Source organism: Roseomonas aerilata DSM 19363, from assembly GCF_000711725.1.
In the GTDB taxonomy this organism is placed as follows: Bacteria; Pseudomonadota; Alphaproteobacteria; order Acetobacterales; family Acetobacteraceae; genus Roseomonas; species Roseomonas aerilata.
The window spans coordinates 60390-85079 of record NZ_JONP01000005.1; the positions used below are offsets into that span (position 1 = coordinate 60390).

Sequence of the window (24690 nt, forward strand, 5' to 3'; positions counted from 1 at the left end):
ACGCCAATGGACCTGCGCTTCACGCCCGAGGAGATCGCCTTCCGCGACGATCTCCGCCGCTTCTTCCGCGAGAAGGTGCCCGCCGAGATTCGCCGAAAGGTGGCCGAGGGCCGGCACCTCGACCGCGAGGACATCATCACCTCCCACCGCATCCTGAACGCGGCGGGGCTGGCCACGCCGAACTGGCCGGTGGCCTGGGGCGGCAAGGACTGGTCGCCGGTGCAGCGCTACCTCTACACCGAGGAGCTGCAGCGCGCCGCCGTGCCGCTGCCGCTGCAGTTCAACGTCTTCATGGTCGGCCCCGTGATCGCCGCTTTCGGCTCGGAGGAGCAGAAGCGCAAGTTCCTGCCGGCGACGGCCAACCTCGATATCTGGTGGTGCCAGGGCTTCTCCGAGCCCGGCGCGGGCTCCGACCTCGCCTCGCTCCGCACCAGCGCGGAGAAGCGGGACGGGAAGTACATCGTCTCCGGCCAGAAGGCCTGGACGACGCTCGGCCAGCACGCCGACTGGATCTTCTGCCTTGTCCGCACGGACAAGGAGGCGAAGAAGCAGCGCGGCATCTCCTTCCTGCTGATCGACATGAAGACGCCGGGCATCACGGTGCGCCCCGTCATCACCATCGACGGCGCGCACGAGGTGAACGAGGTCTTCTTCGACGATGTCGAGGTTCCGATGGAGAACCTCGTGGGCGAGGAGAACCGCGGCTGGGACTACGCCAAGTTCCTCCTCGCCAACGAGCGCACGGGCATCGCGCGCATCGGTCTCTCGAAGCAGCGCCTGGCGCGCGCCAAGCGCCTCGCGCGTGAGACGGAGGCGGGCGGGCGCACGCTGTGGGAGGACGGGGACTTCCGCCGCCGCGTCGCCGAGCTGGAGGTGGGGCTGAAGGCGCTGGAGATCACCCAGATGCGCGTGGTCGCCAACCAGCGCCACCGCGACGCCGACAAGCCCGATCCGGCCTCCTCGATCCTCAAGATCAAGGGTTCCGAGCTGCAGCAGGCGACGACGGAGCTGCTGCTGGAGGTCGCCGGCCCCTACGCGCTGCCCGCGCCGGAGCATGACCGGCCGGAGGGCTGGAACGAGCCCGCCGTCTCGCCCGAATGGGCCGATGCCGCGGCGCCGCTCTACTTCAACTACCGCAAGGTCTCGATCTACGGCGGCTCGAACGAGATCCAGCGCAACATCATCGCCAAGGCCTTCCTGGGTCTCTGAGAGGATACGCGGCGTGGACTTCGACCTGACGGAGGAGCAGCGGCTCCTCAAGGAAAGCATCGACCGCTTCGCGGCGGACAACGCGCGCGACCCGGCGCAGCACGGGGGCGCGGGCGATGGCGCGGCGCTCTGGAACGGCCTTGCCGAGCTCGGCGTCCTCGCGCTTCCCTTCGCGGAGGAGGATGGCGGCATCGGCGGTGGCCCCGTCGAGACGATGATCGTCATGGAGTCGATCGGGCGCTCCCTGATTACCGCGCCCTACCTCTCCACGGTCGTGCTCGGCGGCGGCTTCCTTCGCCTCGGCGGCAGCGAGGCGCAGCGGGCGGAGTTCATCCCGCAGGTCGCGGACGGCTCGCTGAAGATCGGGTTCGCGCAGCTTGAGCGGCAGTCGCGCTACGATCTTTACGACGTCGCCACCACCGCGCGGCGGGAGGGCGGCGATTTCATGCTCGACGGCCGCAAGGGCGTGGTGCTGGGCGGCGACGATGCCGGCCTTCTGGTCGTCACCGCCCGCACCGCCGGCGGGCGCCGCGACCATGACGGCATCACCCTCTTCCTGGTGGACGCGAACGCGCCGGGCGTCTCCCGCCATGGCATGCCCGCGCAGGACGGTACCCGCGTGGCCGAGATCTCCCTCGACGGCGTGCGCGTGCCGGCCGATCGCGTGCTGGGCGAGGTCGATGCCGGCCTGCCGCTGGCCGGGCGCGTGGTGGACGTGGCGCTCTCAGCCCTCTGCGCCGACAGCCTCGGCGCGATGGAGGAACTGCACCGCATGACCGTGGACTACCTCAAGCAGCGCCAGCAGTTCGGGGTCACCATCGGGTCGTTCCAGGCTCTCCAGCACCGTGCGGCGGACATGCTGGTGGCGGTGGAGCAGGCGCGTTCCATGGCGCTCTACGCCGCGATGATGGCGGAGGAGCCGGACGCCCGCGAGCGTCGCCCGGCCATCGCCGCGGCCAAGGCGCAGGTCAACCGCTCCTCCCGCCTCGTCGGGCAGGAGGCGGTCCAGCTGCACGGCGGCATCGCGATGACCTGGGAATACCGCGCCGGCCACCTCTTCAAGCGCCTGACCTCCAACGAACTGCTCTTCGGCGACACCGACCACCACCTGCGCGAGGTTGCGGAGGCCGGCGGGCTGGTGGAAGAGATCTGACGGAACGCTGCTGCGCACCGGGAAGGGCCGAAGGGCCTGCCGAGGAGGAAACCAACCATGACCGCTGACATCATCGGCCGCCGCGGCGCGCTCGCGCTCGGCACCGGCCTTGCCCTTGCCCGCCCGGCGCTGGCCCAGTCCCGCTTCCCCGACCGGCCGATCCGCCTGATCGTGCCCTGGGGGCCGGGCGGCTCCACCGATATCCTCATGCGCGCCCTGGCCGATGCCGTCTCCCGCCGCGTCGGCCAGCCGGTGGTGGTGGAAAACCGCGCCGGCGCGGGTGGCATCCTCGGCGCGCAGCTTCTCGCGGGCGGGGCGCGGCCGGACGGCTACACGCTGTCGCAGATCCCCATCTCGGTCTTCCGCTACCCGCAGATGGTGCCGCGCCCGCCCTTCGATCCCATGAAGGACTTCACCTACATCGCGCAGATCACCGGCTATCTCTTCGGCGTGGTGGTGAAGGCGGATGCGCCCTGGCAAACCTTCCGCGAGCTGCTGGACTACGCGAAGGCGAACCCTGGCAAGATCAACTACGGCACGCCCGGCTCCGGCACATCGCTTCACATCACCATGGAGCAGATCGCGGCCAAGCAGGGGATCGAGTGGGTGCAGGTGCCCTATCGCGGCGCGGCGGAGAACCTGCAATCTACCCTCTCCGGCAATACCCAGGTCTCGGCGGAAACCAGCGGCTGGTCCGAACTCGTCGCGGCCGGGCAACTCCGCCTTCTCTGCACCTGGGGCCCGGAACGCGCCAAGCGCTTCCCCGACGCGCCGACGCTGAAGGAACTCGGCCTCGATATCGTCTCCACCTCGCCCTACGGCATCGGCGGTCCCGCAGGGATGGACCCCGCGGTCGTGCGCGTGCTCGAGGAAGCCTTCCGCGACGCCGCCCAGGACCCCGCCCACGCCGCAGTGCTGGACCGCTACGACATGTCCCCCGCCTTTCTCGGCAGCGCGGACTACACCGTGGCCGCACGGGCGCAGTACGAGGAGGACGGGGCGATGATCCGGCGCCTGGGGCTCAAGGCGGGGTAGGCCGGTCCTGTGTGACTCCGGGAAGAGGAAGAAGGAATTCTTCCTCTCCCCGGACCCCTCTCCATCATCTTTTTCTTCGAATTTAGGATGCCTCACGGCCGGTGCGCCTCGGGTCAATGACCCGAGGCGATTGCACGTGCAGGAAGGGCGCGCCGAAAGAACCGGTCCCCGATCATCGCATCCGCGCCAGCCCGATGGGGATCCAAGGGCCTCAGGCCCTTGGCGGGTGAGGTTCGGAGAGGGCAGAGCCCTCTCCGGAGCCGCAGGGCAACGGCAGAAGGATGCGCAAGAGGGCCCTCAGCCGCCCCGCGCCTGCGCCAGCACCTTCTCCGCCTCCGCGGACTCGCCCGCCCAGGCCACGAACTGGTCCGGCCGCACCAGCACGTTCTCGGCGGCGTAGTTGCGCCTGGCTTCCTCGCTGAGGGCGATCACCGCGAGCGGCATGCCCAGCCTGTTCGCGGCCTCACGGAATTCAGTGGCCACCGTGCCATCAGGCGAGGTGGAGAGCAGCGAGAAGCCCTGACTCAACTCCTCGTAGACGTTGCGGCCGCTGGCCATGACCTGCGGTGCCAGGTGATGGCCGGCGCGCGCGGTCAGGCTGTGCGTGCCGACGGCGCTCGGGCCGCGCGGCTCGCCTGGCAGGGCCTGCACGATGGGTGATCCTTCGTAGTTCGGCTCGAAGGACGCCACCTCCGCGGCCGCACTGGATGTCCGTGTGGCCCAGCCGGCCTCGAAGCCTGCCCGGTCGCGCGCCGGGTCGTGCGCGGCGAGGAAGTCGCGGTCCACGTGGATCGAGCGCTCGATGAAGTCGCCGGCGGTGGAGGCGAAGACCGGCCGCCTCTCGGCGTCGTAGGAGTCGAGCAGTCCTTGCCCGCCCCAGCCATCGAAGCACGCGGCGAGCTTCCAGCCGAGGTTCACCGCGTCCTCCAGCCCCGTGTTGATGCCGTAGCCGCCGTAGGGCGGGTGGCTGTGTGCGGCATCCCCCGCCACGAAGAGGCGGCCCTTGCGGTAGCTGTCCGCGATGGCGAAGCGCAGGTCCCAGAACCCGATATGCTCGAACTCGGCGTCGAACTGCGCGCCGGCAGCCCGGTGCAGCATCGCGGTGAAATCGGTGTTGTCCTTCGTCGTGTCCGCCGGCACGGGCGCGTGGAAGAACCAGGTGGTGCCGAGGTCCACGCGTCCGAAGAACTGCCAGTATCCCTCAAGGTCCGGGTGCAGCACGTTGTAGAAGGACTTCCCGGGGTAGCGCTTCAGCAACTCGTGCAGTCCCTCGGAACGGAAGACGAGCAGCACCATGAGGCGATCGTGGTCCGAGCGCGTCTGGGTGATGCCCGCCGCCTCGCGCACGGTGGACTTGCTGCCGTCGCAGCCCACGGCATAGGCGGCGCGGAGGGTCCGCCGGCCCGTGCCCTTCCGCTCGGCGACGGTGACGGTCACGCCGTCAGCGTCCTGCTCCACCCCCTCCGCGGTCCAGCCATAGAGGGTCGTGATCCCCGGCAGGGTTGCGGCCCGCGCCCGCAGCACCGCCTCGGTCGCGTATTGCGGCAGGCGCTCGTTGCCCGTGAAGTAGAACTGCCGCACCAGTTCGCGTTGCAGCCAGTCGTGCTGGTACTCGCCCAGCAGCGTGCCGTAGGCGGTCAGCCCGCCCATCCCGTACTCGGGCGGGATGGTCCGCGCGGCCCGCAACGCGGCCTCCGCGCCCCAGAAATGGAAGTGCTCCATGGTCCGCTGGGTCAGGTTCTGACCCTTGGGGATCGGCTGAGGGGAGGGGTAGCGCTCCACCAGGATCGACCGCACGCCGCGCAGCGCCAGTTCGATCGCGAGCCCTGTTCCCACCGGTCCGCCGCCGACGATGATGACCTGCGTGCTGTCGTGATTGTCTGACATCGAGGCGTTTCCGGTTCTTTCTTGAGCAGGCCCGAGATTTCCATCCCAGTCGCCGTCAGTCAAGATCGTCAGACGACTGATTAAATTTGTAAGCACCCCCTGGCGCTCGCCCCTGATTCCTGCGAACCCCTTCCCATGCCCGACCACGCCCTGGAAGCGCGGCCGTGAACGGCCAGGCCCGCAAGCCCCGTCCAGCCCCTGCCCAGGGGTCCGCGCCCGAGGCGGGCTTCCTCGCGGCGATCTACGCGCGCCCGGGCTTCAAGCTGCGCCGCGCGCACCAGATCGCCCTCTCGGTCTTCGCCGAGGAGTGCCGCAGCCTCGAGGTCACCTCCACGCAGTACGGCATCCTCGTCGCCGTCAGCGAGCGACCCGGCCTCGACCAGGTCGGTGTCGCCCAGGCGCTGGGGCTGGACCGCTCCACCACCGGCATGGTGGTCGGGCTGCTGGAGGGACGCGGCCTGCTCCGCCGCGACCGCCACGCGACCGACGGCCGCCGCCGCGTGCTTTCCCTCACCGAGGAGGGGGCGCGCCTTCTCGAGGCCCTGGCACCGGCGGCCGAGCGCGCCCGGCGCCGACTACTCGCCCCCCTCTCCGCCGAGGAGGCGCGGACCCTCACCGCGCTGCTCGACCGCCTGATGGACCATCACGACGCCCTCGTCCGCGTCCCGCTCATGCGCCCGGAGCGGTGAGGCGCCGTACCCACACGCCCGTGATGCAGGGGCGCGCGCGCCGGCGTGACGCGGGCGCCCGGCTCGCGCATCCTGCGGCCCGGCCGAACCGCGCCCCGTGAACACAGGGGCCAGGGGCCGCCGGAGCATCCCGCGGCCTGCTGCGCCCACCAGGAGAAACGCGATGAGCGTCGAGAGCGACCCCGCGGGCGTCATGCCCGAATGCCCCGACGGCGCCCCGGTCTGCCAGGTGATCCTGCCTCGCACGCACGACATCGGCGGCTTCGAGGTGCGCCGCGCGCTCCCCGCCAAGGGGCGCCAGATGGTCGGCCCCTTCATCTTCTTCGACCAGATGGGACCGGGCGAGTTCCTGACCGGCAAGGGCCTGGACGTGCGCCCGCACCCGCATATCGGTCTCTCGACGGTCACCTACCTCTTCGAGGGCGAGATCCAGCACCGCGACACCCTGGGCTCCGACCTCTCGATCCGCCCGGGCGACGTGAACTGGATGACCGCCGGCCGCGGCATCGCCCATTCCGAGCGCACCGGCCAGGCGCTTCGCAACCATGCCAACCCGCTCTACGGCATCCAGTCCTGGGTCGCGCTCCCCCGCGCGCAGGAGGAGGCGGCGCCGGCCTTCGTCCACCACCCCGCCGATACCCTGCCGGTCATCGAGGACGGGGCCGCGCGGCTCCGCCTCATCGCCGGCCATGGCTGGGGGGCGCGATCCCCGGTCGAGACGCCCTCCGACCTCTTCTACGCGGACGCCATCCTCTCTCCTGGTGCCCTCCTGCCCCTGCCCGACCACGAGGAGCGCGGCGCCTATGTGGTGGAAGGCGAGGTCAGCGTGGGCGAGGACCGCTTCGAGGCCGGCCGCATGCTCGTCTTCCGCGCGGGCGACGACCTGGCGCTCCGCGCCGGACCCCGGGGCGCGCGCCTGCTGATGCTCGGCGGCGCGGCCATGGACGGGCCGCGCCACCTTTTCTGGAACTTCGTCTCCTCCTCGCGCGAGCGGATCGAACAGGCCAAGGCGGACTGGAAGGCCGGCCGCTTCGGCACCGTGCCAGGAGACGACAAGGAGTTCATCCCGCTGCCTGAGGAGCGCGTCTCGGTGCGCGCTGCGGTCCAGGCGCCCTCCGCGGGGTCGCCGACGAGCTGAAGGGGCGTCGCGGGTAGTCCCCGGGGAAACTCCCCAGGCCACTGCCGCCCCCTTGCAAGCAGCCCTGTCCCCGGCGAGGAAGCCGCATGACCATCGCCTGGCTCGACGGCACCTACCTGACGCTGCAGCGGGACCGCTGGCGCTGCGCCATCGGCCGCGGCGGCATCCGCGCCGACAAGAGCGAGGGCGACGGCGCCACGCCGCGGGCCCTCCTGCCGCTGCGCCGCGTGCTCTACCGGGCGGATCGCCTCCCGCCCCCGCGCTGCGCCGTGCCGGTGGAGCCGATCTCGCCCACCGATGGCTGGTGCGACGACCCCGCCGATACCGCCTACAACCGCCCCGTCACCCTGCCCTTCGCCGCCAGCCACGAGGAGCTTTGGCGGGCCGACGCCGTCTACGACATCATCGGCGTGCTCGGCTGGAACGACGCGCCGGTGGTGCGTGGGCGGGGCAGCGCGATCTTCCTCCACCTCGCCCGGCCCGACTACGCGCCAACGGAGGGCTGCATCGCCCTTGCCTTGCCCGACCTGCGCGCCGCGCTGGCGGCTGGGCTGACAGCCATCGAGGTCGCCTGAAGCACGCCGCGGGTGGAAACACGATTCCGTGATGCTTCCGGCTCCCGGCCGTTCTATCCTGCGGCGATGCCGCCCCTGCGCCTCCTGCCCCTGCTGTTTCTCCTCGCGGCCTGCGAGACGCCGGACATGGGCGAGACCGGCCGCACGGTGGAGAACGCCCTGCGCGCCAGCGTCTTCCTGCCGCCCCGCCAGGACGGGCTGACGCCCATCCGCCGAGCCCTGCCCGCGGGCAGCATCCAGGACGTCGACGAGGTGGAGGCGACGGACGGCCCGACGCTGCTCGTCACCTATGGCAGCCAGCGAAAGGTGATGAGTCTTATCCAGGGCACGGGCGAGCAGCGCATGTGGCGCTCCGACGACGGGACGGTGATCGCGACCGACGGCGCCCGTGTGGTGGCCACCGCCGGCACCCAGACGAGCCTCGCCGCCACCCGCTTCGACAGCCCGGACCCGCTGGACGACGTGACCACCCTGGTCGAGCGCCCCGCCGCCGCCCGCCGCGTGGTGGACCTCGTCCCCGCCAACCGCGACATCGACCGCATGCGCTTCGGTGTCCCGCTCGAGTGCCGGCTGCGTGCCGTGCGGGTGGAGGAGGGGCTCTACGTCGAGGAGCGGTGTGGCGGCGGCGCTCGCTTCGTCAATCGCTACTGGGCGGACCCCGAGACCGGCGCCGTCTGGCGCTCCGAGCAGTGGGTGGGCATGGACAACCGGCCGCTGGTAATCGAGGTCGTCAGCTCGCCTTCCAACTGAGCCCCGCCCGCCGCACGCGGCGCGCGACATAGGCGAGCCAGAGGAGCTGCACCAGCAGCGGCGGCAACACCACCAGCGGCTTCGCCCAGGGCGCCAGCCCCGGAAAGGCGAGGGCGAGCGCCGCCTGGAACAGCACGAAACCCCCGTGCACCGCGGCCACCCAGCGCACCGGCATGCCGCTGCGCGCGGCCATCTGGTAGAGATGGGTGCGATGCGGCGTGCTCGGCCGCTCCCCCATGGCGATCCGCCGCACCAGCGTGAAGCCCGTGTCGAACAGATGGGCGAAGAGCAGCAGCGGCACGATGAGGAAGGAGACCTGCGCCGTATCGAACCGCGCGCAGGCCACCGCCAGCACCGCCAGCACGAAGCCGAGGAACTGGCTGCCCACATCCCCCATGAAGATCCGCGCGGGGTGCAGGTTGTAGGGCAGGTAGCCGATCAGTCCCGCCATCAGGAACAGCGAGGCCGCGTAGACGAACCAGGCCTCCTGCTCCGCCCCGATGAGGCAGAGCGCGGCGCAGGCGACGAGCAGCGAGCCGCCGACGAGCCCGTCCATCCCGTCCATGAAGTTCACGGCATTCGTGCAGGCGACGATCCAGAACAGGGTGAGCAGCGGCCCCCAGATCCCGAGCTCCACCACGCCGATCCAGGGCAGGGCGAGCCGCGTCACGACGAGGCCGCTGGCCATGGCGACCATCGCCGCCCCTGCCTGGGCCGCGAGCTTCACGACGAATCGGAAATCCCGGAGATCGTCGGCCAGCGCAACGCCTGCGATAGCCACGGCGGCCAGGATGGTGCCGATGAATTCCGTCTCCGCGATGCGGGCGAAGCGGGCGGTGCCGTAGAGCACCACCATTCCCGCCACGAAGGCCGCGACGATGCCGAGGCCGCCCCCCTTGGGGGTCGGCACCGTATGCGCGGTGGCGGGCCGCCGGGCGGGGTCGTCCAGCATGGGGTGGGCGATCAGCAGCCGCACCACGCCGGCGGAGAGCAGCACGAGCAGCGCCGCGAAGCCGAGATGCGGCAGGAAGGCTTCCAACCGCATCAGGGCGTGATCCGTTGGGGATCAAGGCTCGCATAGACGTCGCCGCTATTGGCCGCGTGCGGCAGCGCCTCGATCCATTCCCGCATCCTCTCCGCGCTAACGGGGGAGGGAAGGGCGAGTGCCATGCTCTCCCCCAGCGCCGCGTTGAAGCGGTAGGGGCCGAGGGCGGACATCCGCGCGAGGCATCCCGCCGCGACGTCGCGCTGAATGGTCGTGAACTCGAAGGAAAGGGCGCGCGGCGCGAAGGTGAGGCCCGCCAGCGCCTCCGCCTCGAAGCCCTCCACGTCCAGCTTGATGAAATCCGGCCGCCCGTGCTCGGCCGCCAGCGTATCGAGGGTCGTGACGGGGCGCATGATCTCGCGGTCCCATTCCTGCCCCTCCCATCCCGCAGCCCCCTCCGCCGCCGCCACGAAGGCGCTGGAGGCGGTGGCGACGGTGGGATTACGCGTGTTCAGCCGCAGCACTGCCTGCCCCGGTGCCGCGCCAACAAGAGCGCCAACCAGCACGGCATCGGAATCGCCGCGGAAGGCCCAGCGCAGCACGCGCAGAAGGGCTGGTTGCGGCTCCACCGCCACGGCCCGCGCACCGAGGCGCCGGAAGCTCGCCGCACGGTCGCCAACATGGGCGCCGACATCGAAGCCGAGCTCACCCGGCCCGAGGAAGCGCGCGAGGAAACTGTCCAGCAGCGCCGCCCGCTCAGGTGCGCAATAGGTCTCGACCGACCGCCGGATGGCACTGCGCGGCCTCATGCCTCGAAAAGCAGGGCGCAGCCCGCCGCCTCCGCCGCCGGCACCATCAGCCCGCCGGGCACCTCCGCGTGCAGCACGCCGGAAAGGGCGGCGCGCGTCGCGTCGAGGTCCTCCACGCCGATCACCAGGCCCATCACGGCCGGCAAGGCCGGCGCCTCCAGTCCGGGCATCACCCGCGCGGCCTCCTCCGGTCCCAGCACGCGAACCCGCGCGCCGTCCGGCAGGGGCAGGGCAAAGCCGCCGGCCGGGTCTGGCTCCAGCGGCAACCCGGCGAGGCGGGAAAGCCGCGCGGCGCTCTCCGCCGGCCGCCCGGCGACGAGGATCGCCGCCCGCAGCTCCCGCGCGCCGTTCGGGTGGCTCATCCATGCGTCGCGCCAGATCAGCTCGGGCGTCAGGTGCCGCACGAGCTGCACGCGGCCCTCCGGTGCGCCCGGCAGCGGCAGCCGCTCGAAGCGCGCGATCGGCCCGCCGGGCTCCACCGGCCGCGAGAGCGGCGCGATGCCCGGCACCTCGATCCCCGCCCGCCGCAGCCGCGCGAGGTTCCCCTCGGAATCGCTCATGCCGAGGGCGAGGATCAGCGCGCCTTCCAGCCGGTCGAGCATCGCGCCCAGCCCGTTGTCGGGCAGCGAGGGATCGAGGATCGCCAGCAGCTCGATATAGCCCCGCCGCAGCATCGCGCAGCAATTGGCCGTGCCGAGCGGCCCGCTGCCGCCCGATTGCTGCGCCACCGGCGTCAGCGCGAAGCCGAGCCGCTCATAGGCGCCCCAGAGCGCCGCCGCGTCGCGCGAGCAGACGCCGACATGATCGAGCCCGCTCGCGGTCCCCATCAGGCGGGCGGCCCGGCCTCGTAATGCGGCAGCAGCCAGGATTCCGGCTCGGCCGCGGCCTCGTCGTACCAGCGGGCGACGAGCGGATGCGCGCGCACCGCCGCCACATAGGCCTTGCCGCGCGCGGAAAGCGCGGGCGCGTAGGTGATCAGCCGCGTGACGACGGGCGCGTACATCGCGTCGGCCACGCCCATCGCCGCCCCGTGCAGGAAGGGCCCGCCGCTGGCGTCCAGGCACCCTGCCCAGACCGTCTCGATCCGCGCGATATCGGCCAGCGCGTCCGGCGTGCCGCCGCGTCCCGAGAAGTCGCGCCCGAGATTCATTGGCATGGCCTGGCGCAGCCCGCGGAAACCCGCGTGCATCTCGGAGGCCGCGCTCCGCAGCAGCGCGCGCAGCACCCGGTCCTCCGGCCAGAGGGCGGGCGCGAACTCGGCGCAGTACTCGAGGATCGCGAGGCTCTCCCAGACCCGCGCGCCGCGGTGCTCGAGATAGGGCACGAGCCCCGTGGGCGTCGCCGACTTGATCGCGGCGGTGCCGCCACCGCCCGCGAGGGGGATCACCACCTCCTCCACGTCGAGCCCCGCGAGATGCACCCCGAGCCAGCCGCGCAGCGACCAGGAGGAGTAGCGCTTCGTCCCGATGAACAGCCTTCCGTCAGCCCCCTGGTCAGCCATGAACGGGAACCCCCTTCGACGTGGAGTACTCGAAATGCAGCGCCTCGCCCGGATGCACGCGCGGGTGGATGGCGTGCGCGGCCATCGCCGCCTCAGAGAAGCCCTGCAGGATAAGCTTCAGCTTGCCTGGATAGGTCGCGACGTCCCCGATGGCGTAGATGCCGGGCCGCGAGGTCTCGCAGGTGGCGGGCGTCACCTGCACGTGGCTGCGGTCCATCCCCAGCCCCCATTCCGCGATCGGCCCCAGTTCCATCGAAAGCCCGAAGAAGGCGAGGAGGTGGTCCGCCTCCACGTCCCGCTCCTCCCCCTTGAGCGTCGCCAGCGTGACATGCGTGAGGTTCGCCCCGTCGCCCTTCAGTCCGTGCAGCTGGTAGGGGATCGCCATCTCCACCTCGCCCCGCGCCGCGGCGGCGTCGAGCTGCGCCGCGCTTTCCGGCGCCGCGCGGAACTTCGGGCGGCGGTGCACCACCGTTACCTTCCGCGCGATCTCCTTCAGGGAAAGCGCCCAGTCCACCGCAGAATCGCCCCCGCCCGCGATCACCACGCGCTTGCCGCGGAAGTCCTCGCGCCGGTTGACCATGTAGCGCACGGCGCCGGCCCGCTCGTAGCCCGGCAGGTCCTCCAGCGGCGGGCGGTTGGGCCCGAAGGCGCCGGCCCCGGCCGCCAGCACCACGGCGCGCGCGCGCACGCTGTCGCCCTCGCTCGTGCCGAGGGTGAAGAACCCGTCCTCCTCCAGCAGCCGCTCCACGCGGCGGCCGAGCAGGTAGAGCGGGGTGAAGGGCTGCGCCTGCGCCTCCAACTCGCGGATGAGGTCGCCGCCGGCGATGCGGGGATGGGCGGGAATGTCGAAGATCGGCTTCTCGGGATAGAGCGCCGAGCACTGGCCCCCGATCGCCTCCAGCGCGTCGATCACCACGCATTTCATCCGCAGCATCCCGCACTCGAACACAGCGAAAAGGCCTGCGGGGCCGGCGCCGATGATGGCGACGTCCGTCTCGATATGCGCGGTCATGGCGGTGGCGCCTCCCGTCGGAAATAGAGGGAGGCGTGATACAGCGGGTGGGGGAGGGGGGGAAGGCAGGGCCCCGGCCACTTTCGAAGTGCCGCCTCTCACTTGGGACGGTGCCTTGGAATGCGCGGGAAAGGCCGGGGGAGAAGGAATTCTCCCCCGGACCCCCTCATTTTCTTCAAAACTGTCGTGGATGCCCCGGATGAGGGTTGGCGCCAATGAGCCGAAAGCAATCTGGCGGCGGGGGCTGAACACGGCCGCGCCGGGGGTCATTGACCCCCGGCGAGACGGCCGTTCAGCCCTCCGCGAAAGCCAAACAGAAAAAGATGAGGGAGGGTCCGGGAGGGAGAATTCCTTCTCCCTCCCGGCGCCACCTCCCGGGACCGTTTAGAACGAAGCGCGGCGGTTAGTTCGGCCGCACGCGGTCGATCGCGCGGTCCACGGCGCGGCCAGTGGACTCCACGGGCCCGCTCGGCGGATCGATGGTGTCGCGGGCGCGCTCGCCGAAGGTGCGGTTGCCGCCGGTGCAGGCGGCGAGGGTGGCGAGCAGCAGCGCGGGCAACAGGGCGGCGCGGATGAGGCGCATGGGGATGTCCTTCCAGGGGCTCGGGGCAGCGATGCGGGGCTAACCGGTCGCCGCCGCCTCGGTTTCCAACCGGCTTGCCGCGGCCGGTGCCGCGGGGGCAGATTGCCCCCCGCCCATGACCGCCCCGCTCACCCTTATCCTGCCCGACGAGGCGGCGACCCGCGCGCTCGCGGCCCGTGCGGCCCGCCTGGCCCGGCCGGGCGACGCCATCCTGCTGGACGGCCCGCTGGGCGCCGGGAAATCCGCCTTCGCCCGCGCCTTCCTGCGCGCGGCGAGCGGCGATGTGGCGCTGGAGGTGCCGTCCCCCACCTTTACCCTCGTCCAGTCCTACGACCTGCCGGCGGGCCCCGCGCACCACCTGGACCTCTACCGCCTGGATGGCCCCGCCGCCCTGACGGAACTCGGCTGGGAGGAGGCGCGGGAGGGGATCGTTCTCGTCGAATGGCCCGACCGCCTCGGCCCGCTCGCCCCCGCCGACGCCCTCCGCATCACCCTCCTACCCACCGAAGCCGAGGAGGCCCGCCGCGCCACCCTCGCCGGCTGGGACGCCCGCCGACTGGAAGCCCTCGCCACCGCATGAGCCTCGATCCATTCCTCTCCGCCCACGGCTTCGCGGCCGCGGCGCGCCTGCCCCTGCCGGGGGATGCCGGCCATCGCCGCTACCTCCGACTGACCGGCGGCCCGCGCCCGGCCCTCCTGATGGACGGCTCCGCCGCCGCCGCTGTGGGCCTCCCCTCGGCCGAGGCGGATCTTCGCGCCTTCATCGCTATCGCTGGCCATCTGCAGGGCATCGGCCTCTCCGCCCCGGAGGTGATCGCCGCCGACCCGCCCGCCGGCCTGCTGCTGCTGGAGGACCTGGGCGAGGACACCCACGCCAGTCTGCTCGACGCCGGGGCGGACCCGATCCCCCTCTACGCCGCCGCTGCCGAGACCCTGGCCGCCCTGCACGAAGCCCCGCCCCCGGCCGGCCTGCCGGCCTGGGAGGGGGAGGCCATGGCCCGCACCGCCGCCGCCACCTTCCTCGACTGGTGGTGGCCCGCCGCCCTCGGCCGCGACCCCACGCCCGCCGAGCGCGAGGCCTTCCGGCTGGCGATCCGTACGATGCTCGCCCCCTTCGAGGGCGCGGGCGCCTTCGTCCATCGGGACTACTTTCCCGCGAACCTCCTGCCTCTGCCGGACCGCCCTGGCTCCGCCTCGGTCGGCATCATCGACTTCCAGGACGCGGGCCACGGCCACCCGGCCTACGACCTCGTCAGCCTTCTCCAGGACGCCCGACGCGACGTGCCGCAGGCGGTGCGCCGGAGCGCCACCGAGCGCTACCTGGCCGCCCGGCCCAGCATCGACCGCGCTGCCTTTACGGCCGCGACCGCCGCCATGGCCGCCCAGCGCCACCTCCGCGTTGCCGCCCTCTGGGTGCGGCTGGACCGTCGGGACGGCAAGCCGCACTACCTCGCCCACGGCCCCCGCTGCTGGCGCCTGCTGGACGAGGCCCTGAAACACCCCGCCACCGCGCCGCTCGCCGCCTTCCTCGACCAGCACGTGCCGCGCGCGCTCCGCGCCAATCCCCGGATGGAACCCGCCGCATGATCACCCTGAGCAAAGGCATGGTCCTCGCGGCCGGGCTCGGCACGCGGATGCGCCCACTGACCGAGACGGTGCCCAAGCCCCTCCTCGCGCTGCGCGGCCGCTCCCTGCTGGATCACGCGCTGGACCGGATGGAGGATGCGGGCATCGGCGAGGCCGTGGTGAACGCCTTCCACCTCGCCCCCCAGGTCGTCGCCGCCTGCGAGGCCCGCCGCACGCCCCGCTGCACCGTGCTGGTGGAGGACGAGCTGCTGGAGACCGGCGGCGGCATCCGCAACGCCCTGCCGCATCTCGGCGCCGCGCCCTTTGCCTGCGTGAACGGCGACGCCTACTGGCTCGACGGCCCCAGCCCCGCCCTGCTTCGCCTCGCCGCCGCCTTCGACGAAGATCGCATGGACGCGATGCTGCTGATGGTGCGCGCCGCGCAGGTGGAGGGCGAGGTCGGCCTCGGGGACTTCCTCCTCGACCCGATTGGCCGACTCCGCCGGCCCAGGGAGCGCGAGGTCGCGCCCTACCTCTATGCCGGCGTGCAGATCATCCACCCCCGCCTGCTGGACGGCACGCGGCCCGGCCGCTTCGGCCTGATGGGCCCCTGGATGCGCGCCATCGAGGCCGGCCGCCTCTACGGACTGGTGCATGACGGTGCCTGGTTCCATCTTTCGACACCGCCGGACCTGCAACGGGCCGAAGAAGCGCTGGACAAGGGAATGGTAAGGTTGTTCTAGCGCTGTTCCTGAACGGCAAGGGGAAGATGGCGCGGTGAGGCTCTACGAGATTCCCGCGCACCGCCCCTTCCTCGACGACCTCGCCCACGGCGTCCTCGCCATGGTCGAGGGAATGGAGGACCCGGCGGCGCTGGCCCGCACCACCATCCTCCTGCCCACCCGCCGCGCCGCGCGCAGCCTCCGTGAATCCTTCCTCCGCGCCTCCGGCAAGCAGGCACTGCTGCTGCCCCGCCTGCGCGCGCTCGCCGGCCTCTCGACCGAGGACGCGGAGGAGCTGTCGCTCCCCACCCTGCTCGACGAGCCGCCCGCGGTGGACGCCGCGCGCCGCCTTGCGGTGCTGACCGACGTGGTGATGAAGCTGCCGCCGAATCTCGGTGGCCCCAGCAACCCCGACCAGGCCTGGCGCCTCGCGCTGGAACTCGCGACGCTGCTCGACGAGATGGCGCTGGAGGGCTGCGATCCTTCGGGCATTCCGGACCTTGTGACCGGCGAGCTGGCCACGCACTGGAAGATCACGCACGAATTCCTCGGCGCCGCCATCAACTATTGGCACGCTTGGCTGGCCGAGCAGGGGCTGTCGGACATCGGCGCCCGCCGAGTCGCCTCGCTGCGCGCCCAGGCCCGCGCCTGGCGCGACAACCCGCCGAAGGATCCCATCATCGCCGCCGGCATCGGCATCGGCGGCACTATCCCGGCCGCGACTGACCTGCTGCGCCAGATCGCCCGCATGGAGATGGGCGCCGTCGTCCTGCATGGCGCCGGCGAGGAGCTTTCGGCCGATCTGTGGGAGGTGCTGCGGGACGCGCATAGCCACCCGCTGAACGGCACCGCTCGCCTCCTGCGCGGCCTGGACGCCACCGTGGCGGATCTCCGCCCCTGGCCCTACCGCGCGCCCGACGCTCCCGCGCCGAACGAGGCCCGCGCCGCCCTTCTCGCCCGCGCGCTGCGGCCGGAGGAGGGAATCGCCTGCTGGCAGGAGCGCGAGTCCGAGCGCTGGCGCCCCGCGCTGTCCGGCCTCGACCTGCTGATCGCGCCTGACGAGGCGGGAGAGGCCGCCGCCATTGCCCTGCTGCTGCGGGAAGCCCTGGAAACCCCCGGCGCCCGCGCGGCGCTGGTGACGCCCGACCGCGACCTCGCCCGCCGCGTCTCGGTGGAGCTGCTGCGCCACGGCATCCTCGCCGACGATTCCGCCGGCCAGCCGCTCGGCATGACGCCGGCCGGCGCCTTCCTCCGCCTCATCGGCCGCGCGGTGGAGGAGGGTTTCGCGCCGGTCGCCCTTCTCTCCCTCCTCAAGCACCCGCTCTGCGCCGGTGGCATGGCGCGCTCGGACTGGATGCGGTCGGTGCGCGAGCTGGAGCGCCACGCACTGCGCGGCCCGCGCCCCGGCGCCGGACTGGACGGCCTGCGCCGCGCCGCCGAGGCCATCCGCCACGAGGAACCGCGTGCCCGGGTGCTCGCGATGCTCGATGCGCTGGAGGCCGCCCTCGGCAACTTCCGCGAACTCGACCGCGCCGTGCGCCCGCCCGCGGACCTCCTGGCCGACCACCTCGCCGCCGCCGAGGCCCTGGCGAGTACCGACGAGCGCCCCGGCGGCCTGCGCCTCTACTCCGGCGAGGAGGGCGAGCCGCTGGCCGTCCATCTCGCGGGGCTGGAGCCCTCCATGCGCGCCCTGCCGCCGCTGGAAGCCGCCGCCTGGCCCGCGCTCTTCGACGCGCTGCTGGAAGGCCCGCTCGCACCCGGCGTTCGCACGATGCGCGGCCGCAAGGGTGGATCGCATCCCCGCGTGCAGATCCTCGGCCTGCTGGAAGCGCGGCTGCAATCCTTCGACCGCGTCGTGCTCGGCGCGCTGGAGGAGAGCGTCTGGCCCATCGCGACTGATCCGGGCGCCTGGATGAGCCGTCCGATGCGCACCGCCTTCGGCCTGCCCGCGCCCGAGGCCCGCATCGGCCGCGTCTGCGCCGACTTCTTCCTCTCCGCGCTCTCCGCCCCGCGCGCCACGCTCTCCCGCGCTCGCAAGCGCGGCGGCTCGCCCACGGTTCCCGCGCGCTGGCTGACGCGGCTCGACACCTTCCTGCGCGGGCAGGAACTCGGCGGCCTCGAGACCTCCCCCGCCACTGACTGGGCGTCCCTGCTCGACATGCCCGATGCTGCGCGCCCCTGCGCCCGTCCCGCCCCGGCGCCGCCCGCCGCCCTCCGCCCGCGCAAGATCGGCGTGACGGATGTCTGGCTGCTGAAATCCGATCCCTATGCCTGGTACGCCAAGCGCATGCTGCGGCTGCGCCCGCTCGACGACCTCGACGCCGAGGCGGACGCGGCGGAATACGGCAACATCGTCCACCACATGGTCTCGCACTGGCTCACCCTCTGCGACGGCGACCCGCATTGCGTGGACGCCGTCGAGCACTTCGCCGCGGCGACGGAACGCGCGCTGGAGGAATTCGCCCCGCGCCCGGGCCTCGTCGCCTACTGGCGCCCACGCCTTGCGCGCATCGCGGAATTCGTGCTCGAGACCGAGCGCGGGCGCGACGGCGTCACCCGCCGCCACGCCGAGATCACCGGCGGCATCGACCTGCCCTGCGGCGTGCGGCTGGAAGGCCGCGCGGACCGCGTAGACGTGCTGCGCGACGGCAGCCTCGTGCTGATCGACCTCAAGACCGGCGCGCCGCCCAGCAACGCCGAGATGGCCGATGGCCGCGCCCCGCAGATGCCGCTGGAGGCCGCGATTGCCGCGCGCGGCGGCTTCGCCGGCATCGCCGCGGCCGAGGTCGCGTCGCTGGAGCACTGGCACGTCTCTGGCGGCTACGAGGCCGGCACCGTCGCGCCCTTCCGCCCGAAGGAGTCCACCCTGCCCGAGGTGAGCGAGGCCGCCTTCGAGGCGCTGAACACGCTGGCGACGGATTTCCTCCTCGGCGACCGCCCCTTCCTTGCCCGCCCGCATCCCGCGCGCGCGCCGAAGGGCGATGAGTACGACCATCTCTCGCGCTTCGACGAATGGGGCGGCGCGGGCGAAGGGGACGGCGCTTGAACGAGGCTTTTTCCGCCGGCCAGCGCGCCAAGTTCGCCCAGCAGATCGCCTCCGACCCTCGTATCTCCGCCTGGGTGGGCGCCTCCGCCGGCTCGGGCAAGACGAAGGTGCTGACGGACCGCGTGCTGCGCCTGCTGCTGCGCGAGGACACGCAGCCCGGCCGTATCCTCTGCCTCACCTTCACCAAGGCCGCGGCGGCGGAGATGGCGACACGCCTCGCGCTCCGCCTCGGCCGCTGGTCGATGATGCCGGAGGATGAGTTGCGCGCCGCGCTCGAGGAACTGACGGGCCAGCCGCCGATCCGTGCCGAGGTTGAGACGGCCCGCCGCCTCTTCTGCCGCGTGCTGGAGCAGCCGGGCGGGATGCGCATCGCGACCATCCACGCCTTCTGCCAGTCGCTTCTCCGTAGCTTCCCGCTGGAAGCCCGCCTGCCTCCCGCCTTCACCCTGCTGGAGGAGGCGGACAGCGCGACGCTGCTGGCCGAGGCGCGCGAGGCCGCGCTCGCCGGCCGCTCCATCCCGGACGAGGCGCTGGCCGGACTCGCCCGCCTCGTCTCCGCCGACAGCCTCGCGAAGTCGCTGCGCGAACTCGTCGGCAAGCGCGAGCGCCTGCGCCCGCTGCTGGATCACGCCGATGGCCATGCCGGTGCGCTGCGCCAATGCCTGGGCCTGCCGGACGGCGAGGACGAGAGCGCGCTGCCCGCGCAGGTCGTCCGCCCGCCCGAGGCCTTCCGTGGCGCGCTGAAAACCCTGCTGCAGCACAAGAACAAGGTTCCGCGCGAGGCGGCGGCCGCGCTGCTCGGCATCCTCTCCGAAGCCGAGGAAGCGCGCGCCGCCCGGTCGGATGCCTGGCGCGAGATCCTGTTCACGCAGAAGGGCGATCCGCGCTCGGCGCTGATGAAGGAGGGCGCCTTCGCCGCCGAGATCGCGCGGGTTGAGGCGATCCTCGCGCGCCAGTCCGCCCACCGCCTGCTGTCGGCGACCGGCGCGCTGCTCTCCGCCGCGCGCCCTGTGCTGACCGACTACCGCGCCCGCAAGGAGCGCCGCGGCGCGCTCGACTTCGACGACCTGATCCACCGCGCGCAGGCCCTGCTGCGCGACCCCGGTTCGGCCTGGGTGCTGTTCAAGCTCGACGGCGGCCTCGACCACCTGCTGCTGGACGAGGCGCAGGACACGAACCCTGCGCAATGGGGCATCGCACAAGCGCTGGCCGAGGAGTTCTTCGCCGGCACCGGCACGCGCGAGCCCGGCGACCGCACGCTCTTCGTCGTGGGCGACGAGAAGCAGAGCATCTTCGGCTTCCAGGGCGCCGACGCCCGCGGCTTCGCCGAGTGGGAGACGCGCTTCGACGCGCAGGTGACCCGCGGCGGCGCCGTGTTCGAGCGCGTGCCGCTGACCGTCTCCTTCCGCTCCTGCGCGCCCGTGCTCTCGCTCGTGGACCATGTCTTTGCCGATGGCGAGGCGCGGCGCGGCGTGGTGCGCGATGGCGCCAGGCTCGAGCATTCCGCCGACCGCGCTGGCCATGCCGGGCGGGTGGAGATCTGGCCGTTGCTTGAGCGCAGCGAGGCAGCGGCGCCCGAGCCCTGGGTGGTGCCGCACGATCCCGTGGCCGCGCAGGACTCCGAGGCGCTGCTGGCCGAGGCGATCGCCGCCCGCATCGCTGGCATGATCCGGGAGGAAACGCTGCCCGCCCGCGGCGACCGCCCGATCCGCCCGGGCGACGTGATGGTGCTCGTCCGCCGCCGCACGCGCCTGATCGAGCTGCTGGTGCGCGGGCTTAAGCAGCGCGGCATCCCCGTCGGCGGCGTGGACCGGATGGTGCTGGTCGAGCAGATGGCAGTGCGCGACATGCTCGCCCTCTGCGACACGCTGCTGCTGCCCGAGGACGATCTCTCTCTCGCCGCCCTGCTGAAGTCGCCGCTGATCGGTCTGTCGGAGAGCGATCTCTTCGCCCTCGCGCACGGCCGCGAGGGGCCGCTCTGGCACGTCCTCATCAAGCACCGCCACGAGAGCTCGCCGATCGGACAGGCCGCCACCTGGATCGCCGACCTTGCCGACCGCGCCGACAACATCACGCCGCACGCGCTCCTCTCCGAAGTGCTCGGTGAGCACGGCGGCCGCGCGCGGCTGCTGGCCCGCCTCGGCGCCGAGGCCGCGGAGGCGCTGGACGAGCTTCTCTCGGCCGCGCTGCGCCACGAGAACCGCCACGCGCCGTCCCTCCAGGGCTTCGTGCAGTGGCTGCGCCGCGGCGGTGCCGAGGTGAAGCGCGAGATGGAGAACGCGGCCGATGCCGTGCGCATCATGACCGCGCACGGCTCGAAGGGATTGCAGGCGCCCGTCGTCATCATCCCCGATATCGGCCGCGGCGGCGCGCGCGACACGCTGCTCTGGACGGGCGGACGCGACGATGCGCCCGCGATCCCTCTCTGGGCGCCCCGCCGGGAGTTCCAGGCCGAGCCCTGGAGCCGCGCCCGTGACGCCCGCGCGGACGCCGACGCGGAGGAGGAGAACCGCCTTCTCTATGTCGCCCTCACCCGGGCGGAGGACCGGCTTCTCGTCTGCGGCCTCGCCCCCGCCCGCGCGCCCGCGCATCCCAGTTGGCACGCCATGGTGAAGGCCGGCTTCTTCCGCGGCCACGAGGCCGGGCGCCCCGGCTTCGCCCGCGTGCCCTTCGACCCCACCGCGCTCGGCCTGCCCGCCGGCTGCGGCTTCCGGGAGGAGGGATGGGAGATCACCAGCCCGCAGGAGGTGCCGCCGAAGCCCGACCCTGCCGTGCTCCGTGCCGAAGCTGCCATCCTTCCGCACTGGGCCACGCTGGCCGCCCCGCCCGAGGCGAGCGAGGACCCGGTCGCCCCCTCCCGCCTGGAGGGCGAGGCCGAGACCCCCGCTGCCGCGCCCCACGGCGTCGCCGATCCCGGCGGCCGCCGCTTCCGCCGCGGCCTGCTCATCCACGGCCTGCTCCAGCACCTGCCGGAACATGAGGAAGCGGTTTGGGAAAGCCTCGCCCGCCGCCACCTCGCCCGCCCCGGCCACGGCCTCGACCCGGACGAGCAGGAGGCAACGCTGGCCGAGACGCTCGCCGTCCTCCGCCACCCGGCGCTGGCCGGCGCCTTCGCCCCCGGCAGCCTCGCCGAGGCGCCGCTGGCGGGCGTGGTGGACGGCATCCCCATCGCCGGCCAGGTGGACCGGCTACTGGTGACGCCCGAGCGCGTGCTGGTCATCGACTACAAGACCAACCGCCCTCCGCCCTCCGAAGTGGCGGCGGTGCCGCCCGCCTACCTCCGTCAGATGGCAGCCTATCGCGCCGTCCTGCGCGCGGCCTGGCCGGACCGGCCCGTGGAATGCGCGCTCGTCTGGACTTGGTCCGGCCATGTGATGACACTACCAGACGCGGCGCTCGACCCCCACGCGCCTGGGTTGCGGCCCTGACCCGGAGCGCTTTTCAACCCTATTTCATAACGAAAAATGTACGGGTTTCATCCACCGCGTGGATAGAGACCATTTGCGTTCCGGTATGGAAAGGTCCGACCGGGGCGCGCATATCCCACGTCGAGACGACGATATGGTTCGCCGCCATCCACTCAGGATATGAGCGATGTTTAGCTTCAGCTTCTCCAAGTCCCTTCGCACCCTTGGCCTCGCCGCGGTGGCGATGAGCCCCCTCCTGGCTGGTAGCGCCTTCGCCGAGGGCTTCGACGGCCGCGGCCCCGCCGCCATCGGCGCCTGGACGCATAGCGAGGCCCGCACGCCCCTCGCTGCCACCAACCCGGTCTCCGCCGGCGCCACGCAGCAGGGCTTTCTGCAGCGCAGCGGCGCCACCGGCGGCCAGGGCCAGGGTTCGTAACCGGCTTTCGTTCTTGCGGCCTCGGAGAGGGCACCGCCCTCTCCGAACCTTCCGGGTGAACGCGCAGCGTTCGTCCCAGCCTGCCAAGTGCCCGAGGCCCTTAAATCCTCATCCCTTTCTCGAAGAACCTTCCTTCACGTGTCGTCGTCTCGGGACCACGACCCGAGGCGCACCGGCCCCAAGCATTTCAGCCGGATAGAAAGAGATGATGGTGAGGGGGATGGGGAGAGGAAGAATTCCTTTTCCCTCTCCCCGGAGTCATCAGCGCTACCATCCCAGAAAAAAGCCTGACCCGCTGGCGCAGCCTCCGGGCACGTCTATTCTCCCGCGCAAGACTTGGCTTGAAGGCCGTCGCTGGAGGATCCGTTCATGCTCACCCGCCGCCATTTTGGCGCCGCTGGCCTCGCCCTGGCCGCCGCCCCCGCCAGCGCGCAGGGCGCCTATCCGGAGCGTCCCGTCACCCTTGTCGTGCCCTGGGCCGCGGGGGGGTCGACCGATGCGGTGGCGCGCATCCTCGCCGCCCGCCTCTCGCAGGACACGGGCAAGTCCTTCGTCATCGACAACCGTGCCGGCGCCAACGGCACCATCGGCTTCGCCTCGGTCGCCCGCGCGCGGCCGGACGGCTACACGCTGCTCGTCGGCACGATCAGCACCTACGCGATGGCGCCGCACCTCTACCAGCTTCCCTACGACAACGACCGCGCCTTTACCGGCGTCGGCCTGATCGCGGCCCAGCCGATGATCATGGTGGTGCCGAAGAATTCCCCCGCCCGCTCACTGGCCGAGTTCGTCGAGATGGCCAGGCGCCCCGGCAGCAACCTGACCTACGCGAATTCGGGCACCGGCAGCTCCACCCATCTCGCGACCGAGCTGTTCCTGCAGGCAGCCGGCCTCACCATGGGCGATGTCGGCTACCGCGCCGGCGCCCAGGCCGTGCAGGGCACCCTGCAGGGGGAGGTGGCGATGGTCATCCAGGCGGCCTCCGGATTGCTCCCCCTCATCCAGTCCGGCGAGTTGCGCCCGCTCGCCATCTCCTCCCGCGAGCGCAGCCCCATCGCGCCCGAGATCCCGACCTTCCGCGAGCAGGGCTACCCCGATTACGAGGCCGTGGAGCACATCGCGATCCTCGCCCCCGCCAGCACGCCCGCGCCCATCGTCGCCCGCGTGAACGAGATGGCCCGCGCCGCCATGACCGCGCCCGAGACCCGCGAGCGCCTGGCCGCGCTCGCCGTGACGCCGGAGACGCAGCGGCCGGAGGAATGGGCCGCCTACAACGCCGCCGAGAACCGCAAGTGGGGCGAGGTCATCCGTTCGCGCGAGATCAAGCTGCAGTAGGGCGGCGGCCTTCGGCGCCCGGCGGCGTCAGGCCGCGAGGGCGCGGGCAGCCCGGCCGTTGCGCACCTGCACGAGGGTGAAGAGCCCGCCCGGCGGGCAGGCCTCGAGCGACTCCACCTCCACCTCCGAGCCCATGAGGTCGGAGAGCGCGAAATCCGGGTGCCAGCCCAGCACGCGCGAGAGCGGCGCCATGGCACGCTCCACCCACCAGCGCGGGCCGTCGGTGGCCGCGAAGTGGTTGACGAAGAGAAGCTGCCCGCCCGGCCGCACCACGCGGGACATCTCCGCGAAGAGCTTCCGCGCGTCGGGCACCACGCTGGCCGTGAACATCGCGACCGCGAGGTCGAAGGAGTCGTCGCGGAAGGCCATGTGCTCCGCGTCCATCTCCACCAGCCCCTCCACGTGAAGGAGCCGCTCCGCCGCCACCCGCTCGCGCGCCTTCTCGAGCATCTCGCGCGAGAGGTCGACGCCCACCACCCGCTTCTCGCCGCGGTAGAGTGGCAGGGCGAGGCCGGTGCCCACCCCCACCTCCAGCACGCGGTTGCCGGGAAGGCGGTTCACCGCCGCCACCGCCCGCTTGCGGCCGAAGGAGGAGACGCCGCCGAAGACCGCGTCATAGACGCCGGCCCAGCGCCGATAGGCGTCGCGCACCGCGCCCGCATCGAGCACCGCGCGCTTGTGGTCGCGGGTGGGATCGACGGTCAGGTGGGGCAGGGTCCGCGCCATGGGTTGTCAGCGTCCGATCAGAAGGGCGGTAGAGGGCGCTAGACCAGGGGCCGGCTTCGCGCAAGCGCGGTTGCCAGTCCCGGGCAAGCAGGGGTTTCAATCCGTGGCGAGGGAGGGGGTTGCAAC

The 24690-nt window shown here is 72.3% G+C and carries 22 protein-coding genes; 14 read left to right on the forward strand and 8 right to left on the reverse strand.

Annotated elements, in window-relative coordinates; translation table 11 throughout:
• Positions 1-6: 6 nt before the first annotated feature.
• Genes BO39_RS07425 through BO39_RS07435 form a run of 3 tightly spaced genes read left to right on the forward strand, consistent with a single transcriptional unit; the run spans position 7 to position 3397 of the window.
• Positions 7-1209: an acyl-CoA dehydrogenase family protein gene (locus BO39_RS07425; protein ID WP_043831615.1), complete on the forward strand. Its 1203-nt coding sequence runs from the start codon at positions 7-9 to the stop codon at positions 1207-1209.
• A 13-nt stretch (positions 1210-1222) separates the two neighbouring features.
• Entirely contained in the window at positions 1223-2362 is a 1140-nt protein-coding gene (locus BO39_RS07430) for an acyl-CoA dehydrogenase family protein (protein ID WP_043831617.1), read from the forward strand.
• Between the two features lie 57 nt (positions 2363-2419).
• Positions 2420-3397 carry a tripartite tricarboxylate transporter substrate binding protein gene (locus tag BO39_RS07435; RefSeq protein ID WP_043831619.1) on the forward strand — a complete coding sequence of 326 codons (978 nt, stop codon included), beginning with the start codon at positions 2420-2422 and terminating at the stop codon, positions 3395-3397.
• Between the two features lie 297 nt (positions 3398-3694).
• On the opposite strand, the gene BO39_RS07440 is transcribed toward BO39_RS07435, so the two are convergent.
• Positions 3695-5284, reverse strand: coding sequence for an FAD-dependent monooxygenase (locus BO39_RS07440; RefSeq protein ID WP_043831622.1), 1590 nt, complete (start codon positions 5282-5284; stop codon positions 3695-3697).
• A 164-nt stretch (positions 5285-5448) separates the two neighbouring features.
• Between BO39_RS07440 and BO39_RS07445 the strand changes: the two genes are divergently transcribed.
• The 4 genes from BO39_RS07445 to BO39_RS07460 all read left to right on the forward strand — a co-directional run bounded on the left by BO39_RS07445 (position 5449) and on the right by BO39_RS07460 (position 8436).
• On the forward strand, positions 5449-5973 hold the full coding sequence (locus BO39_RS07445) for a MarR family winged helix-turn-helix transcriptional regulator (protein ID WP_052401738.1): 525 nt from the start codon (positions 5449-5451) through the stop codon (positions 5971-5973).
• A gap of 163 nt (positions 5974-6136) precedes the next feature.
• Entirely contained in the window at positions 6137-7111 is a 975-nt protein-coding gene (locus BO39_RS07450; RefSeq protein ID WP_043831625.1) for a pirin family protein, read from the forward strand.
• An 86-nt stretch (positions 7112-7197) separates the two neighbouring features.
• The gene (locus BO39_RS07455) at positions 7198-7686 is read left to right on the forward strand and encodes a L,D-transpeptidase family protein (RefSeq protein ID WP_043831627.1); all 489 of its coding nucleotides are present in this window, start codon (positions 7198-7200) and stop codon (positions 7684-7686) included.
• A gap of 66 nt (positions 7687-7752) precedes the next feature.
• Positions 7753-8436: a YjbF family lipoprotein gene (locus BO39_RS07460; protein ID WP_052401741.1), complete on the forward strand. Its 684-nt coding sequence runs from the start codon at positions 7753-7755 to the stop codon at positions 8434-8436.
• On the opposite strand, the gene BO39_RS07465 is transcribed toward BO39_RS07460, so the two are convergent.
• The 6 genes from BO39_RS07465 to BO39_RS07490 form a co-directional block, all read right to left on the reverse strand.
• Positions 8417-9481 carry a glycosyltransferase family 4 protein gene (locus BO39_RS07465; RefSeq protein ID WP_043831629.1) on the reverse strand — a complete coding sequence of 355 codons (1065 nt, stop codon included), beginning with the start codon at positions 9479-9481 and terminating at the stop codon, positions 8417-8419. The genes BO39_RS07460 and BO39_RS07465 overlap by 20 nt on opposite strands.
• Entirely contained in the window at positions 9481-10230 is a 750-nt protein-coding gene (locus BO39_RS07470; protein ID WP_043831631.1) for an FkbM family methyltransferase, read from the reverse strand. The genes BO39_RS07465 and BO39_RS07470 overlap by 1 nt, the downstream gene beginning before the upstream one ends.
• Positions 10227-11057 (reverse strand): VOC family protein, encoded by an 831-nt coding sequence (locus tag BO39_RS07475; RefSeq protein WP_043831633.1) that lies wholly within the window; start codon positions 11055-11057, stop codon positions 10227-10229. Before BO39_RS07475 ends, BO39_RS07470 begins: the two co-directional genes overlap by 4 nt.
• Positions 11057-11731, reverse strand: a complete 675-nt coding sequence (locus BO39_RS07480; RefSeq protein WP_043831635.1) for a glutathione S-transferase family protein — start codon at positions 11729-11731, stop codon at positions 11057-11059. Before BO39_RS07480 ends, BO39_RS07475 begins: the two co-directional genes overlap by 1 nt.
• Positions 11724-12743 carry an NAD(P)/FAD-dependent oxidoreductase gene (locus BO39_RS07485; protein WP_043831637.1) on the reverse strand — a complete coding sequence of 340 codons (1020 nt, stop codon included), beginning with the start codon at positions 12741-12743 and terminating at the stop codon, positions 11724-11726. The genes BO39_RS07480 and BO39_RS07485 overlap by 8 nt, the downstream gene beginning before the upstream one ends.
• 403 nt (positions 12744-13146) lie before the next feature.
• Positions 13147-13326, reverse strand: a complete 180-nt coding sequence (locus tag BO39_RS07490) for a hypothetical protein (protein WP_043831639.1) — start codon at positions 13324-13326, stop codon at positions 13147-13149.
• Between the two features lie 115 nt (positions 13327-13441).
• On the opposite strand from BO39_RS07490, the gene tsaE reads away from it, so the two are divergent.
• The 7 genes from tsaE to BO39_RS07525 all read left to right on the forward strand — a co-directional run bounded on the left by tsaE (position 13442) and on the right by BO39_RS07525 (position 23838).
• Entirely contained in the window at positions 13442-13906 is a 465-nt protein-coding gene (tsaE, locus tag BO39_RS07495) for a tRNA (adenosine(37)-N6)-threonylcarbamoyltransferase complex ATPase subunit type 1 TsaE (RefSeq protein WP_043831641.1), read from the forward strand.
• Positions 13903-14913 (forward strand): aminoglycoside phosphotransferase family protein, encoded by a 1011-nt coding sequence (locus tag BO39_RS07500; protein WP_043831643.1) that lies wholly within the window; start codon positions 13903-13905, stop codon positions 14911-14913. The genes tsaE and BO39_RS07500 overlap by 4 nt, the downstream gene beginning before the upstream one ends.
• A complete protein-coding gene (locus BO39_RS07505) occupies positions 14910-15635 on the forward strand; it encodes a nucleotidyltransferase family protein (protein ID WP_043831645.1) in 726 nt (241 codons plus the stop codon). Before BO39_RS07500 ends, BO39_RS07505 begins: the two co-directional genes overlap by 4 nt.
• A gap of 34 nt (positions 15636-15669) precedes the next feature.
• Positions 15670-18660 (forward strand): double-strand break repair protein AddB, encoded by a 2991-nt coding sequence (gene addB / locus BO39_RS07510; RefSeq protein ID WP_043831647.1) that lies wholly within the window; start codon positions 15670-15672, stop codon positions 18658-18660.
• Positions 18657-22088 carry a double-strand break repair helicase AddA gene (gene addA / locus BO39_RS07515; protein ID WP_043831858.1) on the forward strand — a complete coding sequence of 1144 codons (3432 nt, stop codon included), beginning with the start codon at positions 18657-18659 and terminating at the stop codon, positions 22086-22088. The genes addB and addA overlap by 4 nt, the downstream gene beginning before the upstream one ends.
• Before the next feature lie 166 nt (positions 22089-22254).
• Positions 22255-22503 carry a hypothetical protein gene (locus BO39_RS07520; protein WP_043831648.1) on the forward strand — a complete coding sequence of 83 codons (249 nt, stop codon included), beginning with the start codon at positions 22255-22257 and terminating at the stop codon, positions 22501-22503.
• A 369-nt stretch (positions 22504-22872) separates the two neighbouring features.
• Positions 22873-23838: a Bug family tripartite tricarboxylate transporter substrate binding protein gene (locus tag BO39_RS07525; RefSeq protein ID WP_043831650.1), complete on the forward strand. Its 966-nt coding sequence runs from the start codon at positions 22873-22875 to the stop codon at positions 23836-23838.
• 27 nt (positions 23839-23865) lie between these two features.
• On the opposite strand, the gene BO39_RS07530 is transcribed toward BO39_RS07525, so the two are convergent.
• Positions 23866-24564, reverse strand: coding sequence for a class I SAM-dependent methyltransferase (locus BO39_RS07530; protein WP_052401743.1), 699 nt, complete (start codon positions 24562-24564; stop codon positions 23866-23868).
• Between the last annotated feature and the right edge of the window lie 126 nt (positions 24565-24690).

Excerpts from the sequence above, each read along its gene's own strand:
- BO39_RS07425 (WP_043831615.1), top strand. The coding sequence starts at position 7 with ATGGACCTGCGCTTCACGCCCGAGGAGATCGCCTTCCGCGACGATCTC.
- BO39_RS07435 (WP_043831619.1), top strand. The coding sequence starts at position 2,420 with ATGACCGCTGACATCATCGGCCGCCGCGGCGCGCTCGCGCTCGGCACC.
- BO39_RS07440 (WP_043831622.1), bottom strand. The coding sequence starts at position 5,284 with ATGTCAGACAATCACGACAGCACGCAGGTCATCATCGTCGGCGGCGGA.
- BO39_RS07450 (WP_043831625.1), top strand. The coding sequence starts at position 6,137 with ATGAGCGTCGAGAGCGACCCCGCGGGCGTCATGCCCGAATGCCCCGAC.
- BO39_RS07455 (WP_043831627.1), top strand. The coding sequence starts at position 7,198 with ATGACCATCGCCTGGCTCGACGGCACCTACCTGACGCTGCAGCGGGAC.
- BO39_RS07460 (WP_052401741.1), top strand. The coding sequence starts at position 7,753 with ATGCCGCCCCTGCGCCTCCTGCCCCTGCTGTTTCTCCTCGCGGCCTGC.
- BO39_RS07465 (WP_043831629.1), bottom strand. The coding sequence starts at position 9,481 with ATGCGGTTGGAAGCCTTCCTGCCGCATCTCGGCTTCGCGGCGCTGCTC.
- BO39_RS07470 (WP_043831631.1), bottom strand. The coding sequence starts at position 10,230 with ATGAGGCCGCGCAGTGCCATCCGGCGGTCGGTCGAGACCTATTGCGCA.
- BO39_RS07475 (WP_043831633.1), bottom strand. The coding sequence starts at position 11,057 with ATGGGGACCGCGAGCGGGCTCGATCATGTCGGCGTCTGCTCGCGCGAC.
- BO39_RS07480 (WP_043831635.1), bottom strand. The coding sequence starts at position 11,731 with ATGGCTGACCAGGGGGCTGACGGAAGGCTGTTCATCGGGACGAAGCGC.
- BO39_RS07485 (WP_043831637.1), bottom strand. The coding sequence starts at position 12,743 with ATGACCGCGCATATCGAGACGGACGTCGCCATCATCGGCGCCGGCCCC.
- BO39_RS07490 (WP_043831639.1), bottom strand. The coding sequence starts at position 13,326 with ATGCGCCTCATCCGCGCCGCCCTGTTGCCCGCGCTGCTGCTCGCCACC.
- tsaE (WP_043831641.1), top strand. The coding sequence starts at position 13,442 with ATGACCGCCCCGCTCACCCTTATCCTGCCCGACGAGGCGGCGACCCGC.
- BO39_RS07500 (WP_043831643.1), top strand. The coding sequence starts at position 13,903 with ATGAGCCTCGATCCATTCCTCTCCGCCCACGGCTTCGCGGCCGCGGCG.
- BO39_RS07505 (WP_043831645.1), top strand. The coding sequence starts at position 14,910 with ATGATCACCCTGAGCAAAGGCATGGTCCTCGCGGCCGGGCTCGGCACG.
- BO39_RS07520 (WP_043831648.1), top strand. The coding sequence starts at position 22,255 with ATGTTTAGCTTCAGCTTCTCCAAGTCCCTTCGCACCCTTGGCCTCGCC.
- BO39_RS07525 (WP_043831650.1), top strand. The coding sequence starts at position 22,873 with ATGCTCACCCGCCGCCATTTTGGCGCCGCTGGCCTCGCCCTGGCCGCC.
- BO39_RS07530 (WP_052401743.1), bottom strand. The coding sequence starts at position 24,564 with ATGGCGCGGACCCTGCCCCACCTGACCGTCGATCCCACCCGCGACCAC.